This is a genomic window from Sphingobium sp. PNB, assembly GCF_019873065.1.
In the GTDB taxonomy this organism is placed as follows: domain Bacteria; phylum Pseudomonadota; class Alphaproteobacteria; order Sphingomonadales; family Sphingomonadaceae; genus Sphingobium; species Sphingobium fuliginis.
On sequence record NZ_JAINEZ010000028.1, the window covers coordinates 42,445 to 58,025 of the forward strand.

At 63.9% G+C, this 15,581-nt stretch carries 17 protein-coding genes and 1 pseudogene; 12 read left to right on the forward strand and 6 right to left on the reverse strand.

Annotated features, from left to right (window positions below; genetic code table 11):
* Positions 1 to 16: 16 nt before the first annotated feature.
* Both K7W03_RS27785 and K7W03_RS11595 read left to right on the forward strand, forming a co-directional pair.
* Positions 17 to 274, forward strand: coding sequence for a hypothetical protein (locus K7W03_RS27785; protein WP_226870076.1), 258 nt, complete (start codon positions 17 to 19; stop codon positions 272 to 274).
* Positions 275 to 282: 8 nt separating this feature from the next.
* Positions 283 to 705, forward strand: coding sequence for a TIGR02281 family clan AA aspartic protease (locus K7W03_RS11595; protein ID WP_226870078.1), 423 nt, complete (start codon positions 283 to 285; stop codon positions 703 to 705).
* Positions 706 to 741: 36 nt separating this feature from the next.
* Here the strand turns inward: K7W03_RS11595 and K7W03_RS11600 are convergent, their stop codons facing one another.
* Positions 742 to 1,548, reverse strand: coding sequence for an SDR family NAD(P)-dependent oxidoreductase (locus tag K7W03_RS11600; protein ID WP_025550200.1), 807 nt, complete (start codon positions 1,546 to 1,548; stop codon positions 742 to 744).
* Positions 1,549 to 1,789: 241 nt separating this feature from the next.
* On the opposite strand from K7W03_RS11600, the gene K7W03_RS11605 reads away from it, so the two are divergent.
* Entirely contained in the window at positions 1,790 to 2,365 is a 576-nt protein-coding gene (locus K7W03_RS11605) for a TetR/AcrR family transcriptional regulator (protein ID WP_140043357.1), read from the forward strand.
* Here K7W03_RS11605 and K7W03_RS11610 read toward each other — a convergent pair.
* Positions 2,340 to 3,263, reverse strand: a complete 924-nt coding sequence (locus K7W03_RS11610) for a LysR family transcriptional regulator (protein WP_137709005.1) — start codon at positions 3,261 to 3,263, stop codon at positions 2,340 to 2,342. The two genes, K7W03_RS11605 and K7W03_RS11610, sit on opposite strands and share 26 nt — an antisense overlap.
* Positions 3,264 to 3,407: 144 nt before the next feature.
* Between K7W03_RS11610 and K7W03_RS11615 the strand changes: the two genes are divergently transcribed.
* From K7W03_RS11615 to K7W03_RS11645, 7 genes and pseudogenes are all read left to right on the forward strand, one after another.
* Positions 3,408 to 4,520 carry an S-(hydroxymethyl)glutathione dehydrogenase/class III alcohol dehydrogenase gene (locus tag K7W03_RS11615; protein ID WP_048576202.1) on the forward strand — a complete coding sequence of 371 codons (1,113 nt, stop codon included), beginning with the start codon at positions 3,408 to 3,410 and terminating at the stop codon, positions 4,518 to 4,520.
* Positions 4,521 to 4,589: 69 nt separating this feature from the next.
* On the forward strand, positions 4,590 to 5,447 hold the full coding sequence (gene fghA, locus K7W03_RS11620; protein ID WP_222886370.1) for an S-formylglutathione hydrolase: 858 nt from the start codon (positions 4,590 to 4,592) through the stop codon (positions 5,445 to 5,447).
* Between the two features lie 48 nt (positions 5,448 to 5,495).
* Positions 5,496 to 5,669 (forward strand): annotated as a pseudogene (locus K7W03_RS11625) (ferredoxin); the annotation flags it as partial.
* Positions 5,670 to 5,674: 5 nt separating this feature from the next.
* The gene (locus K7W03_RS11630; protein WP_222886371.1) at positions 5,675 to 6,076 is read left to right on the forward strand and encodes a ketosteroid isomerase-related protein; all 402 of its coding nucleotides are present in this window, start codon (positions 5,675 to 5,677) and stop codon (positions 6,074 to 6,076) included.
* A gap of 61 nt (positions 6,077 to 6,137) precedes the next feature.
* Positions 6,138 to 7,103: a carbon-nitrogen hydrolase family protein gene (locus K7W03_RS11635; RefSeq protein WP_222886372.1), complete on the forward strand. Its 966-nt coding sequence runs from the start codon at positions 6,138 to 6,140 to the stop codon at positions 7,101 to 7,103.
* 274 nt (positions 7,104 to 7,377) lie between these two features.
* Entirely contained in the window at positions 7,378 to 9,213 is a 1,836-nt protein-coding gene (locus tag K7W03_RS11640) for a methyl-accepting chemotaxis protein (protein WP_222886373.1), read from the forward strand.
* A 10-nt stretch (positions 9,214 to 9,223) separates the two neighbouring features.
* On the forward strand, positions 9,224 to 11,515 hold the full coding sequence (locus K7W03_RS11645; RefSeq protein WP_222886374.1) for a TonB-dependent receptor: 2,292 nt from the start codon (positions 9,224 to 9,226) through the stop codon (positions 11,513 to 11,515).
* 307 nt (positions 11,516 to 11,822) lie between these two features.
* Here K7W03_RS11645 and K7W03_RS11650 read toward each other — a convergent pair whose 3' ends face one another.
* Together K7W03_RS11650 and K7W03_RS11655 are read right to left on the reverse strand one after the other, a co-directional pair.
* Positions 11,823 to 12,731 carry a hypothetical protein gene (locus K7W03_RS11650; protein WP_226870079.1) on the reverse strand — a complete coding sequence of 303 codons (909 nt, stop codon included), beginning with the start codon at positions 12,729 to 12,731 and terminating at the stop codon, positions 11,823 to 11,825.
* A complete protein-coding gene (locus K7W03_RS11655; protein ID WP_319024308.1) occupies positions 12,649 to 13,146 on the reverse strand; it encodes a protein ImuA in 498 nt (165 codons plus the stop codon). Before K7W03_RS11655 ends, K7W03_RS11650 begins: the two co-directional genes overlap by 83 nt.
* Positions 13,147 to 13,256: 110 nt before the next feature.
* Between K7W03_RS11655 and K7W03_RS27790 the strand changes: the two genes are divergently transcribed.
* Entirely contained in the window at positions 13,257 to 13,490 is a 234-nt protein-coding gene (locus K7W03_RS27790) for a hypothetical protein (RefSeq protein ID WP_226870081.1), read from the forward strand.
* 19 nt (positions 13,491 to 13,509) lie between these two features.
* Here the strand turns inward: K7W03_RS27790 and K7W03_RS11660 are convergent, their stop codons facing one another.
* Positions 13,510 to 13,929 (reverse strand): DUF1810 domain-containing protein, encoded by a 420-nt coding sequence (locus K7W03_RS11660; protein ID WP_222886375.1) that lies wholly within the window; start codon positions 13,927 to 13,929, stop codon positions 13,510 to 13,512.
* Positions 13,926 to 14,561, reverse strand: a complete 636-nt coding sequence (locus tag K7W03_RS11665; RefSeq protein ID WP_222886376.1) for an SOS response-associated peptidase family protein — start codon at positions 14,559 to 14,561, stop codon at positions 13,926 to 13,928. The genes K7W03_RS11660 and K7W03_RS11665 overlap by 4 nt, the downstream gene beginning before the upstream one ends.
* A gap of 58 nt (positions 14,562 to 14,619) precedes the next feature.
* Between K7W03_RS11665 and K7W03_RS11670 the strand changes: the two genes are divergently transcribed.
* Complete coding sequence (locus K7W03_RS11670) at positions 14,620 to 15,504, forward strand: IS110 family transposase (RefSeq protein WP_222886377.1); 885 nt, start codon at positions 14,620 to 14,622, stop codon at positions 15,502 to 15,504.
* The last annotated feature ends 77 nt before the right edge of the window (positions 15,505 to 15,581 follow it).

The following is a 15,581-nucleotide window of genomic DNA, read 5'->3' on the forward strand; positions in this document are numbered from 1 at the left end:
CCGATGGAGCGCCGGCATGCCGCAGACCGCTGGCGGCAAGCGACTGCGCGCTCCGGGATCAAACGGCGTTTCCATCGGTTCGAAGGCGATGGACATCGCGACCAATCCCGAATGGCAACGCCTTCTTCCCTATGCACTGGCAGGCGCCGTCTTCCTCATCCTGCTCTTCAACATTCCCTTCATCGGACGCGTCCTCCGCGCCCTCCTATCGGTGGCCCTGCTGGCGCTGTGCCTTCTGATCCTTGCGCAACAGGCCCCGTTCGACCCAATCTGAGCCCGCTGATGAACCGATTGGGCCTTAGCAGCCAGCAGGTGACGGGGGATATGATCCGCATCCGCATGGCGGCAGATGGCCATTTCTGGGCACGGGCCGAACTCAATGGCGTGAAGCGCCGGATGCTGATCGACAGCGGCGCGACGGTGACGGCGCTCTCCCGGGAGACTGCGCGCCAGGCCGCGGTCAGCGTGGACGATGGTCTGGTGCCGGTCCTCATGCGGACGGCGAACGGAACCATCCGGGCCGACACCGGCACCGTTGCGCGTCTGAAGGTCGGCGGAATGGAAGCCCGCAACCTCAAGGTGATCATTTCCCCGGCGCTGGGAAATGTCGACATATTGGGCATGAACTTTCTGACGCAGCTCGCGTCCTGGCGGGTGGAAGGACGCGAGCTGATACTGGTGCCGGCCAAGGATCGGGACGGCTGAAGCAAAGGGAAGCCGCTTCTCGCATCGGCGGCCCGCTCAGGCGGTAAGAAGGGCGTCCCGATAACGGGGCGCGACATCGCTCTTGGACAGATTCGGTCCCATGGCGAGGCGCGCCTCCTGCAAGGTCAGCCATTGCTGTTCGTCGGACAGCGGCGGAATAGTGACGGTCTCCCCCCTGTCGAAGCCGAGCAGGGCGGCATCCACCATATCGCCCGCTTCCATCACGAAGCCTGCGGGAAAGGCATCGACATCCTTGCCCGACCGCGCCCAGATTTCGGTTCGCGTGGCGCCCGGCAGGACGGCCTGCACGCGGACGCCCTTGTCGCGCAATTGTGTGGCCATCGACTGGCTGAGGTTCAGGATGAAGGCCTTGGTTCCGCTATACACCCCATCGAACATCTCGGGCGCGAGGGCGAGCACGGAGGACAGGTTGACGATCGCGCCACGGCCCGCCGCGACGAAGGCCTTGCCCGCCGCGGAGGCGAGCCGGGTCGGCGCCGTCACGTTGAGGGCGATGATCCGCGACAATTGCGGCGTGTCATTATCCAATATGCCGCCGTTCAGCGACATGCCCGCATTGTTGACGAGCATGGTGACGTCGCCTGCGGCCAGACGCTCCTCGATCCGTTGCAGGTCGCCCTCGGCGGTCAGGTCCGCCGCGATGACCTCCACGTCCACGCCCGCTTCGCCGCGCAGCCTTTCGGCCAGCGCATCCAGGCGCGGCCGGTCCCGCGCGACGAGAATGAGGTCGAAGCCGCGTCTGGCCAGGCGGTCCGCATAGACCGCGCCGATACCGGTCGAAGCACCTGTGATAAGGGCGATGTTCTTTTCAGCCTGTGTCATGGCAATACTCCTGGGGATGGTCGAAAGAGCCGTTGAGGCCCGTCACATCAGCGGCGGCATCGGAAAAGCGGCAGGCTCCAGCACGGGCTGGTGCCGGCGGATCCTAACATTATCTCGGGCTGCATCATCGCCCTTCCTGACACCGTTGCTAATATGACGATCATCATATATATGACGATTGTCATTTGTCCAGAGGGAAGGGGCATGGCAAAGACGCAGAAGAAGAAGAGGACGAGCGGTCATGGCTGACAAGAGCGCGCACAAGGCGAAGACGCGCGCGCGTATCCTGGGCGAGGCGGCCGGGGCCATGCGCATGGCGGGCGTGCAAGGCATCGGCGTCTCGGCGCTGATGCAGCGGGCGGGGCTCACTCATGGCGGCTTCTATGCTCATTTCGAGTCGCGGGACGATCTGGTGGCGCATGCCGTCGACCGCATGTTCGAGGAAAGCGCCATGATATTGGACCGCTTTCTGGGGGAAAGGCCGGACCTTTCCGGCCTGATCGACCATTATCTGTCGGAAAGCGCCTATCGGGCGGCGGACCGTGGTTGCCCCTTGCCCGGCCTTTCGGGGGAGGCCGCACGCATGCCACCCGCCGCGCGCCTGCGGTTCGAAGCGGGGGTCAGGCGGTTTCGAGAAGGGATTGCGCGGGCGCTGGAGATTGCAGGCCGGTCCGATGGCGCGGCGCTCGCCCATTCGCTGCTTGCGGAGCTTGTCGGGGCCATGACGCTGGCGCGGGCGATGTCGGATGAAGGCGCGGCGCTGGATTTCCTCGCTTCGTCTCGCGACCGGCTCAAGGAACGTATCGATCTGGCCTGACCGCCGCTTCCCTTCTGGGGGTGTTCATCGCCGGCCCCAGTTCATGCAGCAGGCAATCCACAACCTGCCGCACCTTTGGCAGCAGATGCCGCCGCTGGGGATAAACCGCCCATATGGGCTCATCGTCCGGCTGGACATCCTCCAGCAGCAGTTCGACCATGCCGTGCTTGAGATAGGGGAGGATGTAGAAATCCGGGAGCTGGCAGATGCCGAGCCCCGAAATGCACGCTTCCATGACGGCATGTCCGCTATTGCACCTGAAGCGCCCCTTGGGCCGATGGATCATTTCCTGGCCGTCGACCTTGAAATGCCATGTGCCTGCGGAGCCCGCGATGCATTCATGCCCGGCCAGCGCACCGACGCCGGCGGGGCGGCCCGCGGAAGCCAGATAGCTGGGGGCGGCGCAGGTGTAGAGCGTGCGCGACGCCACCCGCGTCGCGATCAGGCGAGGGTCGTTGACCGTCCCCGTCCGCACCGCGACGTCGAATCCCTCGCCCACCAGATCGATGACCCGGTTGGACAATTCGATCGACACGGCCAGCTTGGGATGCTGCATGGCGAAGCGGCGGATGATCGGCGCCACGAAGCGCTCCCCCATGGCCGTCGAGCAGGTGACGCGCAACTCTCCCTGCGGCTCGCTTCTCTCTCCGATCAGGGCGATGGCCTCGTCCCTGTCCTTGGCGATGCGCTCGCACCGTTCAAAGAACACCCGGCCGGTGTCGGTCAGCCGGACGGTCCGGGTGGTCCGGTGGAAAAGCTGCGCCTGCACGCGCTGCTCCAGCGCCATGATGGACCGGCTGACATGGGTGGTGGAGACACCCAGCGCCCTTGCCCCGCGCGTGAAGGAGCCTGCGGTGGCGACACTGATGAACTCGTCTATGCCATCCCAGTTGGACATGTGATTATACCAGCTCAGGAATAATGATTTTCCGAAACACTATATTATCACCATTGCGGAACAGCGCTAGGGAGGGTGGAAAGAGAGGGCGCGGCGGGAGCCATGGCCTCTCTTCTCGCAAATGATCATGACGAGGAATGAGAGATGAAGACCCGCGCCGCCGTCGCCTTCGAGGCGAAGAAGCCACTGGAGATCGTCGAAGTCGATCTGGAAGGCCCGAAGGCGGGCGAGGTTCTGGTGGAGATCATGGCGACGGGCATCTGCCACACCGACGCCTATACGCTGGACGGTTTCGACAGCGAGGGCATTTTCCCCTCGATCCTGGGCCATGAGGGCGCTGGCATCGTGCGGGAGGTCGGCGCGGGCGTCACTTCGGTGAAGCCCGGCGACCATGTGATCCCGCTCTACACGCCCGAATGCCGCCAGTGCAAAAGCTGCCTGTCGGGCAAGACGAACCTGTGCACCGCGATCCGCGCGACCCAGGGCAAGGGACTGATGCCGGACGGCACGACCCGTTTCAGCTACAAGGGCCAGCCGATCTTCCACTATATGGGCTGCTCCACCTTCTCCAACTTCACCGTCCTGCCGGAGATCGCTGTGGCGAAGATCCGCGACGATGCGCCCTTCCAGACGAGCTGCTATGTCGGCTGCGGCGTCACCACCGGCGTCGGCGCGGTCGTCAACACGGCCAAGGTGCAGGCGGGCGAGAATGTCGTGGTCTTCGGCCTGGGCGGCATCGGTCTCAATGTCATCCAGGGCGCGAAGATGGTCGGCGCGGACAAGATCATCGGCATCGACATCAACCCGGACCGGGAGGAATGGGGCCGCAAGTTCGGCATGACTCATTTCATCAACAGCAGGGGCCTTTCGCGCGAGGAGACCGTCGCCAGGATTCTGGAGGTGACGGACGGCGGCGCCGACTACAGCTTCGACGCGACCGGCAATACGGAGGTGATGCGCACCGCGCTCGAATGCTGTCATCGCGGCTGGGGGGAAAGCATCATCATCGGCGTCGCCGAAGCGGGGAAGGAGATCAGCACCCGCCCGTTCCAGCTCGTCACCGGCCGGGTCTGGAAGGGTACGGCCTTCGGCGGCGCGAAGGGCCGCACCGACGTTCCCAAGATCGTCGACTGGTACATGAACGGCAAGATCGAGATCGATCCCATGATCACCCACGTCCTGACGCTGGAGGAGATCAACAAGGGCTTCGACCTGATGCATGCGGGGGAGAGCATCCGCAGCGTCGTGCTGTTCTGATACGGCGAGGAGAAAATTTATGGCGGTGACTTCCGGCGCCGTTCCCACGCGATCGGATGGCAGGTGATCATGGAACAGGTGAGCGCCAACAAGGCCTTTGGCGGCGTGCAGGGCGTGTACCGGCACGCCTCCGCCTCGACGGGGACGGACATGACCTTCTCGGTCTATGTGCCGCCCCATGCGGAGGGGACGAAACTGCCGGTCGTCTGGTATCTGTCCGGACTGACCTGCACCCATGCCAATGTCACTGAAAAGGGCGAGTTCCGCGCCGCCTGCGCCGAACTGGGCCTGATCTTCGTCGCGCCGGACACCAGCCCGCGCGGCCCGGACCGCAACGGCGATGCCGTGGCGGACGATCCGGACGGGGCCTATGATTTCGGTCTGGGCGCCGGTTTCTATGTCGACGCGACGCAGGCCCCCTTCGCCGCCCATTATCGCATGTGGTCCTATGTGACCCAGGAACTGCCCGCGCTGGTCGCGGCCAATTTCCCCGCGGACATGGAACGCCAGTCGATCATGGGTCACAGCATGGGCGGCCATGGCGCGCTGACCGTCGGCCTCGCCCTTCCCGACCTGTACAAGGCGGTATCGGCCTTCGCGCCGATCGTCGCGCCGGGGCAGGTGCCCTGGGGACAGAAGGCGCTGGCCGGCTATCTGGGCGACGACCCGGCCGCCTGGCGCCGGCATGACGCGGTCGCGCTGATCGAGGACGGCGCCTGGGTTCCGGCGCTGCTGGTCGACCAGGGGACGGCCGACAATTTCCTGGAACAGGAATTGCGCCCGGAACTGCTGAAGGCGGCTTGCGAGACAGCGGGGATCGACCTGACGCTGAATCTGCGCGACGGCTATGATCACAGCTATTATTTCATTTCCACCTTCATGGCGGACCATCTGCGCTGGCATGCGGCCCGTCTTGGCAAGGATTGATCGATGGTGCAGATTTTCGTGACCGGCCGCGACGGCGCAGAACATGCTTGCCATGCCCATGTGGATGACGGACGCGCAGCCGGTCTGCCGCCGCTCGGCCCTGATGAGAACGACCTGCTCGACAGCAGCGATCATCGTATCGACCGGTCGCGCCTGTCCTGCCAGGTTCCGCTGACGGTCGAACTGGACGGCCTTCGCGTCACCATCGCGCCGGAGGATTGAACGCCATGGCTGCGGACCTGCTCGGTCGCTATTATGCGGCCTTCAATCGCGGCGACAGCGCGGCGATGCTCGATCTGCTGGCGCAGGATGTCGTGCACGAACCCTCGCAGGGTTCGGTGCGGGAAGGGAAGGCGGCCTTTGCGCAATTCCTCGACCATATGAACCGCTGCTACAGGGAAAGGGTCATCGATCCCGTGTTCCTGGCCTCCGCCGATGGAAAACGGGCGGCCGCGGAATTCATGCTGGAGGGCGAATATCTGGAGACGGACGGCGATCTGCCTCCTGCATCCGGCCAGCGCTATATTTTGCGCGTCGGCGCCTTCTTCGAACTGCGCGACGGCGCGATCGCGCGGGTCAGCAACCATTATAATCTGGCCGACTGGCTGGATCAGGTGAAGGCGGGATGAGGCAGGCCGGGGAGGGCGATCATCCGACGCGCTTCGGGCGGAAGCCGCTACGGGACTCCGAATGACCGAGGTCCGCATTGCAGCCGCGCAATATCCGATCGAACTGTTGCCGAGCTACGGCGCCTGGGAAGCGAAGCTCAGCCGCTGGGTGTCGGAGGCGGCGGTCGGGCGCGCGCAGCTCCTTGTCTTTCCGGAATATGCCGCCATGGAACTGGCCGGCACCGATCCGGCGGCGGCGGCCGATCTTCATGCTTCGCTCGATCATGTCGTGGCGCTGGGGGAACGGATCGACGAACTGCACCGGCAACTCGCCATCCATTATGGCGTGACGATCCTGGGCGGCAGCCGCCCGTGCCGCGACGCCCGGGGAGCGGTCGTCAACCGCGCCCGGCTCTTCTGCCCCGATGGCCGGACCGGTTATCAGGACAAGATCGTCATGACGCGGTTCGAACGGGAAATCTGGGGCATAACGGGCGGCGAGGCCGTTCATGTCCTGGATGCGCCCTTCGGCAGGGTAGGGATTTCCATCTGCTACGATGCCGAATTTCCGCTGATCGCGCGGGCACAGGCCGAGGCGGGCGCCAGGATCATCCTGGTGCCGTCTGCGACCGACAGCATGCAGGGCTATTGGCGCGTCCGCATCGGGGCGCAGGCCCGCGCGCTGGAAAACCAATGCTATGTCGTCCAGGCGCCCACGGTGGGGCAGGCGCCCTGGCTGCCCTCTCTGGATGACAATCACGGCGCGGCAGCCATTTACGGTCCGCCCGACGGCATCGCGCCGGATAATGGCGTATTCGCGGTCGGTGAAGTCAACCGGCCGCAATGGCTGTTCTCGGATGTCCGGCTGGATCAGGTTGATGTGTGGCGTGGCTCCGGTACGGTCCTGCCCTTCCTCCACTGGCCCGAGCAGCATGTGGCCATGCGACCGGATGATGCCTGCCGGGACGAGCCTGCGCTTCCCGCTCCAATCACGGCTCCGGACAAGTCTGAGGATCGTCCCGAACCGATCTTCGGAAGTCTTGAATGAGCAGCCATCGATTTTATCGAGCCTGACCGAAGCTGGCGCAGATGCCTCGCGCCATGTCCTCTCATTTCCACCAAGCAGATACAGGATATTCCTGTCGGGTCGTCCAAAGTCGCCGGACCCTATTACCTAAGTTATCTGACATAGGTTAAATGCAGAACAATTTTCAGCCCAAAGGCAGAAGCGTTAAATCAATCATAACCATTCGGGGCGCAGTCAAACGGCAAGACAAGGCTGGTCAGACGGGGGCTCTTACATCGTGCGGCATCTAGCCCCATTGACAGGTGCACTTCGCCGCCTGCCCGGCGCTATCCTGCCGCTCATCGCGTTGACGCTCGTGACCTTCATGACCTGCGGCATCCTCGTCACCGTGCTTGTTTCGAGGATGGACGATGCTGCGGCGCTGGAAAAGGCGCGCATGGTCAACGGCGCCATGAAGCGGGAGACCAATGCTCTTGCAGCCACGGCCCGGGATTATGCGCTCTGGGATGACGCCGTCGATCATCTATACGGCGGGATCGACCGTGAATGGGCAGCCTCGAACTTCGGCGGCGCCATGCCCCTATATGTTCTCGACGAGCGCGGCGGGACCATTTTCGGCTGGCAACCCCGATCGACTGTCAGAACCACGCTGATGAGGGATGCGCCGGAAGCGCTTCGGCATCTTGAACGCACGCTGCCCAAGCATGTCGATGATCGCCGCAATTTCCCCATCCGCCCGTTCATCCAGCTTTATCGGGGCCGTCCGGCCTTGTTCGCCGGCGCCCCGATCCTTCCTTTTTCCGCCAACCGGCCGCTCCCTTCCGGGCCGCTCCGCCATGTCGTCGTGGTTCGCCCGCTGGATGCCGAGCTGTTCGCCAGTTGGGAACAGGCCTATGCATTGGCGGACATCAGCTTCAACCCGCCGGAAGCGGATGCCGAGACATCGCCCGGTCATCCCTTGATCAGTCCTGACGGCGCCGATTTGGGCCATATCCACTGGTTGCCGGTGCGCCCGGGCATAGCGGCGCTCAAGAGCCTTTCATGGCTGCTGGCATCGGCCGCCGCGCTCTTCATCCTGTTTTTCCTCGCCGTCTCGCGCGCCATGTTGCGGACCCATGCGTCGTTGCTCGCCGGCCGGTTGCGGGCCGAACGCATCTCCAGGGATCGGGAGAATGCGACTCTGGCCGCGGAAGAGGCGCGCCAACAGGCGGAACAGGCGAGGGAGCAGATCGCCGCCATTGCAGAGCGGGAAGGGCGGGAACAGGCCGAACATCGCGAAGCGCTGCGAAACGCCGCGCATGAGGTCGCCAATCTTCTCTCCACCAGCGTGGGTGACCTGTCGGGATCCTTGCTGAGGCAGGCGGATCAGCTTGAAGCCAGCGCCCGCGACACGCTGGCCGCTCTCGCGGAACAGCTCACCGGGACGGCCCTGGTCCGCGACCGCAGCCGTGCGTCGGCGCAGGCCGTGCACGAGATCGAGGCGCATGTGCAGGAGTTGAGCGTCGCCATTGGCCAGATCCACACCCAATCGATCGCCACCCGTCAGAACATGGACAAGACGGAAGTCGAGGCTCGCGCGGTGATGGGCGCCAATGACCAGTTGCAAAGGGAGATAGAGGCGATCGACCTTGCCACCCGCACCATCCGGCAAATAGCGGGCCAGACGAACATGCTGGCCCTGAACGCCACGATAGAGGCTGCGCGGGGCGGCGAGGCGGGAGCCGGCTTTGCGGTCGTCGCCGGCGAGATCAAGACGCTGGCGAACAGGGCCGGCGACATGGCGGGCCAGATCGAGCGGCGGATCGAGGCGGTGAACGCATCCGCCTCCTCGATCGCGTCGCTGCTCAACCTGCTGAACACCGTCGTCCGCCAACTGGAGCGCAACGTGTCGGATGTGTCCCTGGCCGCCGATAAGCACCATCAGGGGGCCCGTACGATCCTGGCGAGCAGTCAGAGCGTCGGCGGCGACGCGCAAGCGGTGCACGACGCCATCAGCGTCATCGCCGCGGGCCTGGATGCGGTGAAGGCGAACGCCGAACATACGCTCAATGTAGGGGCCGCGGTCCGGTCCAGCGCCAGCGAGCTGACGCAGCGGTTCGATCTGGTCATTGCCCGCCTGCGCGCGGCGTGAAGGGGTAATCATGCATCCTCGTATCTTCCCGGCCCTGACGGCCTGTGCTGTCATGCTGCCGCATTCCGCCTCTGCCGAGGACCTGCCGAACCCCATATCGGCGGCGGAGATCACCGTCACGGCGCAGCGCCGGGAGGAAGCCATCCAGACCGTTCCCGTGGCGATCTCCGCCTTCGGCGAAGCCTTTCTCGACCGCACGCGGCTGGACGACGTCAAGGACATCGTCACCTTCACGCCCGGTTTTTCAGGCAATTCGGACGACAGCTATATCGACAGCATCGCCATCCGGGGCATCACCTCCAACGACTATGGCATTGGCGGCGATCCTTCGATCGGGATCTTCAAGGATGGGGTCTATCAGGGCAGGACAGGCGCTGCCGTGACCTCCCTGTTCGATGTCGCGCAGGCGGAAGCCTTGCGAGGGCCCCAGGGGTTCCTCTTCGGCCGCAATGCCATTTCCGGTGCGATCAGCATCATGACCAACAAGCCGGATCCGGGGCGTATTTCCGGGCATCTCTATGTCGGGGTCGCCAGCTTCGGCCGCAAGGATGCAGAAGGCGCCATCAACCTGCCGGTGGCGGAGGACTGGACGCTTCGCATTGCGGGCTATGCGACGGATTATGATGGCTGGATAGACAATGCCTTCACGGCCGGCCGCAATGATCGCCTGATGGGCGGCAACAAGCAGGCCGGCCGCGTCGCCCTGCGCTACAGGGCCGGCGATGCCGATGTCCTGCTGAGTGCCGAACATGAGCGTCGGCGGCTCGACGGCGCGCCTTATCGGGCGTCCAATGACGATCGTGAAGTTCTCGACTATCTCAGCGAAGTCTTGCAGCGGGATATTGTTATCCGGGGGTCTCGCCGCGACGTGGATACCGATCTCCTCAGACCGCGTGACGATGGCGACATCACCAGCCTGACCGCATCGATCGATCTCGATCTTGGATCGGCGCGCCTCAACAGCCTGACCGCCTTTCGCAAGTCCGATTTCCATTATCTGGAGGACTATGACGGAACGGCGCTGCAACTGGGCAATTACGACCAGCGCCAGCATGCCCGCTATGTCAGTCAGGACTTCCGGCTGATGTCCAGAGACGATCGGCGCCTGACCTGGTCGGCGGGGGTCTCGCTTTATTGGGAGGATGTCGCGGCGCGCTTCACCAACCAGGCTGCCGAGGATCTCGTCTGCACGGCGGGCTATGGCTATGCCGATTGCGGCGGGATGACCATGGACCTTTACGGCGCGCCCTACCGGCCGGCGCCGGGCGGCCTGCTGACCGACATCAACGACGTGCGGTCCCGCAACCGCGGATGGTCCGTTTTCCTGGATACCAACTTTCATTTCTCGAAAGCGCTGGAGGCTGGCATTGGCATTCGATATGCGCGAGACCGCAAGCATTTCAGCATCGATGTGCTGCCCAGCCAAAGCAGCCTCGGCAATGTCTGGACCTTCACCTATTTCACCGATGGTCCCGTTTCTTCCAGCAAGAGCTGGGGCGGACTGACGCCACGCGCCTATGTGCGATATGCGGTGGGGCCGGACATCAACCTCTACGCCAGCATCACCCGCGGCTACAAGGCGGGCGGATTCGGATCGTTCACGGTCGCCGCGCCTGTCCCGGTCGAGGCGTATCGGCTGGTGCCCGACGGAACGAAGCCCGACGCCTTCGCGCCGGAGACGATATGGAGCAAGGAGCTGGGGATAAAGGGCCTGGCCCTCGCCAGGACGCTGAGCTTCGACATAACCGGCTTCCATTATCGCTACCGCAATCTTCAGACGGTCTATTTCGACACGGAAAGCCGGACCCAGCAGGTCGTGAATGTCGGCAGCGTGACCGGATATGGCGTGGAAAGCGCCCTCAATTGGAAGCCGAGCCGCTATTTCGACCTGTCGGGCCATGTGACCTGGACGCGAACCGAAAAGCAGGACGACCGCGACTGTGGGCAAAAGGACTGCAGCGGCCTGCCCAATCCGATCTGGTCGAGCGCGGGCGTCGCGACCGGCCGTTATCCGATCGGCCCGGCCGAGATCTATCTGCAAGGCGAGTGGATGCATGAGGGGCGTCGAAGGGAGAGTTTCGACTGGCGGGGCATCACCCGACGGGAAGCTTATACGCAGATCAATCTGAGGCTGGGCTATGACAGCGGCAGGGGCGTCGAAATCGTCGCCTATGCGCAGAACCTGTTTGACGCCTATTTCGTCAGAGGGGTGGAAAATGGCGGCGATCTTACGCCCGCCAATAGCTGGGGCATCGCCCAGCCACGCAGCTTCGGCGTCGACCTTCGATTGCGGTTCCGGTGACGATCCGCGATTCCCACGGCGCACTCGCGACGATTGCGCCTGCCCGGTAACGCTGCCGGCCGCGGATGCCCCTGCCGACTTGATCCCTCACGTCATGGCAGATCGAATGTGCTCGTGACGCGCGGTCAGCGCTGCACGAGCTGTTCGGTCAGTCGGCGCAATCGGTCTCTTTGTTGTCATAACGTCTCCGAGCGCCGCATGCGGAACAAAAAATCTGTTTATTACAGAAAGATAAGTCGATATTCTTGGACCAGGATGTCTTTTGCAGAGGCACATGGTTCCGACGCTTTATGTTATGGGATAGAGGTCAGCGATACGCTCCAGACCGAATCGGGCTGCGGTCAACTACCCCTGGCTCCAATCGAAGCGCGCAGAGCGGGAGATCGGCAATGGCCTGGGTTTCGGTGCCGTCGGGAAGGAGAATGATGGCCTCGTTCCCGTAGCGCGCGAGCGCATGGGCGGCGCCCGGCGTGCCGGCGATTGCGATGCTGGCGGTGAAGCCGAGGCGTTCAAGAAACGGCAGCAACCGCCGACAGAAGCGCGCCTCGCCGCCGAATAAATGGGTCGTCCCCGTGAGATCGAGCCAGAGGCCGTCGGGTCCAGAGACGCAGGCTGTCGGCGTCCAATGCGCGACCGCGTGCAGCGCCAGCCGATCCAGCCAGGCCTGGTCCGCCACTCGCTGCGCGTCGCGTACCTCAAGGTCGGTCACCAGCGCTCGCGCATGGGCGGCGGCCATGCCGGGGCCAAGGCCAAGTTCCAGCGCAAGCGGACAGGCGGCGGTCACGACGTCTCGTTGCCCGGTGCGCGTGATAAGGACGGTGGGCTTCCCCCAGAGCGTCGCCCATGTGAGCGCGGATACGGGGAGCGATGCTGCGCGGCCGCCACCGTTATCGGCGGGCATGGCCTTGAATGGATGCTCGGCTGCTTCGCTGCGCCGTCCCATCTCGCGCATGGTCGGCCGTTGTTGCGCTGGCATGGCGTCGATATCGGCCTGGGTTGGCCGACTACCGAGCGCGCCATCGCGCGCCCAGCGGGCGCCGGGACGCCAGCCGCCCGCCTTGGGGACGGAACAGGCGCCAGGATTATCGTCGATCGGCGGTGCGAAGCGCGGTGCGACCGGGGCAGGAGCCGGCTCAGGCAGCCTGGCGGGCCGCTCTGCCTTCCGCAATCGCTCTATCGGGAGCTGCGGCAGGTAGAGCGAGGCGACCCGTGTCATCGCACGCCTCCAGTTCGATAGAGAAGGGATTGCCGTTCCGCTGCCGGACAAGCTCGACTGACCAACGCGGCCGACCAAGGCCGGCATGGGGGAGGGGGCTCGACGGCGCAGCACCGATGCGCCAGCGCGTCATCGCCGAGGAGAGGCCGCTCAACGGGCAACGCTCGCGGCTGCGATGGCGGCGAAAAAGCAGCATAGGCGTCTTGCCGTCGCAGGCCGCCAGCTGAAGCCGGCGGGTCGCGGTCTGGTCGGCCGCCTTCACTTCCACGACCACGCAGGCGAGCGATCCATCGAGCAGGCCATCTTCGGCAAGCGCCAGGACGTCGGAATCCTTGCGGCCCTGGGCATAGAGGATCTTGTCAGGGCTAAGGCCGATCTGCTCAAGCCCCGGCGCATAAAGGTCGAAACGCGACACGGCCCAGAGGATGGTTAAACCGGGCTTCGCGCAAAAGCGCGACGCGATTCCGGCGGCAAACAGCGTGGCGCAGCCATCATCGGTGAGCTGGCCGAGGCAGCAGCGATTTCATGCAGTCCCGCGCCATCGAGACCATGATCCGCGAGGCGCTCGTCCAGCTCGGGCAGTCCGAAGGCCAGAGCCGGCCCGCGGGCGGCGCGGACGTGCGCCAGGCTTGCGCGAAGCGCGGCCAGCTGATCGACCTGATTATGGTCGAGGGGGGAGGGACAAGCAGACATGGGAACAACGACTCAATATGTTCCCCATATGTTCCTTTGAGTCTGCCAACTCGTCAAGGCGGATGATTCGCGATTCGTCTGAGACTTAGGCGAGGAGGTGTAAGGTCGAGGCATCTCGCTCGCCATCGAACCATCGTTCGAGGGCGTCGTCGAGCAGCGGCGGCCCACCCGCCGCAGCGAACAGGGTGAGCGACGAGCGGAGCTTCATCGCGTCGACCGAGCCGAAGACAGCAACCGGGTCATTGTCACCCAGCTTTTGAAGCGCTTTTATGCATTCGAGATAGCGCGAACCCAAGACCGGATGACTGAGATAGGCTCGGGCTTCTGCAAGCGTGGCGATCCCATAATAGTGCGCGGTCGGGCTTCGGCCCAGGCCGCGGAGCTGCGGAAAAATATACCACATCCAATGGCTGCGCTTGGCGCCGGCCCGGATCTCGGCAAGCGCTGTGTCATAGATATTTGCCTGAGCCTCGAGAAAGCGGGCGGGGGTGGCGTCCTGCGTCATAGCAGCGCGGCTTGCGCCGGCGGCGCGCCATAGACCTGGATCACCGGCAGGCTGCCCTGCGGCAGCCGTCCCAGCACGTGTTTCGCGGGCACGGTGGGATCGAGCCAGTGCCCCCATTGATCGTGAGTGAGCGGAATAATCTGGCGGTGGTGATAGGGCGACACGTCGGGTCCGGCGTTCATGGTGAGCATCGTGAAGGCTTCTCCAGCCGGGCTTTCGCGCCAAATGCCGGCGATGCAGAACCAGTCATGATCCTTCATCGTGAACAGCCATTTGTCGAGGCGTTTATCCTTTGGGCGAGGCACCGGCGGGTCGGTGAACTGGTAGAAGCCGTCCGCCAAGATGAGAGCGCAGTGGGATCTCAACTCGCGGCCCTCGGTGCGGAAATTATAGATCGGTTTGCCGCGGTTGCCCGGCCAGCTCCATCTACGGTTGACCAGTTCGCCCATGCCCCGCGCGCCCTCGACGCTGCGCACGATCGGCGTTATATCGGTCATCCTGATATCGTCGCGCGCCGGCACATTGGGCTTGCCCTCGGGCATCTTGATCCTGATCTTGAGGTCTTCGAAATCCTCGACGATCGAGGCGATATCCACCTTCAACCGGTAGATGGTGTGATTGCGATTTGCCATTCTGCCTGCCTTCTTCGTCTCCAAGGTATGTGAACAGTGACCTTGATGGGAGGAAGCGATGAAGTTTTATGCTGGGTTGGACGTGTCGTTGGCGGAGACCGCGATCTGTATCGTGGACGAGAACGGTGTCATCTATCGCGAGGGAACTGCGGTCTCTCACCCTGACGACATCGCGCTGTGGCTCAGCAAGGTGGAGCACAGCCTTGAGCGCATCGGACTCGAGGCCGGAGCGACCGCGGCGTGGCTGTTCAACGGGCTCCGCGAACACGGATACCACATGGTCTGCATCGACCCGCGCAAGCTTCGCGCTGCCACCAAGATGATGCCGGTGAAGAACGATCGGAATGATGCCCGGGCTATCGCCAGCTGTATGCGTGTAGGCTGGTACTCCGTCGTGCATATCAAAAGCGATGTCAGTCAGGAGCTGCGCATGCTACTCGCCAATCGTCGAACCTTGAAGATCAAGGCGATCGACATCGAGAACGAGATCCGCGGGACGCTGAAGGTGTTTGGGCTGAAGCTGAGCGGCCGCGTTACGCAAGGACCGTACGAGCGGATGATCCGCGAGCTGATCGAGGACGTTCCGCGCCTGGCCGCGATGGTCCAGCCCATGCTCATCGCCCGTCGAGCTCTTCGGGAGCAGAGTGCGGTGCTTGAAAAGATGTTGCTGGGCGAGGTCAGAAAGGATGAGACTTGCCGGCGATTGATGACGATCCCCGGCGTCGGTGCCATCACGGCCATCACCTATGTGGGCACAATCGATGACCCCGACCGGTTCCAGCGATCTCGAGATGTTGGTGCCCATCTAGGCCTCACGCCTGGAAAATATGCGTCCGGCGAGGTGGATCGAACGCTTCCGATAACGAAGTGCGGCGACGTGATCATGCGGAGCACGCTGTACCAGGCAGCGCTGGCGTTGCTCACGCGTACCAGGAAGCTATAGCGCGACGATCTGGGTGAGAGGTCAGCGACTATCAGGATGAGAACAGATTGTCGCGGCGGGTTCATGGTGCCGGGTTA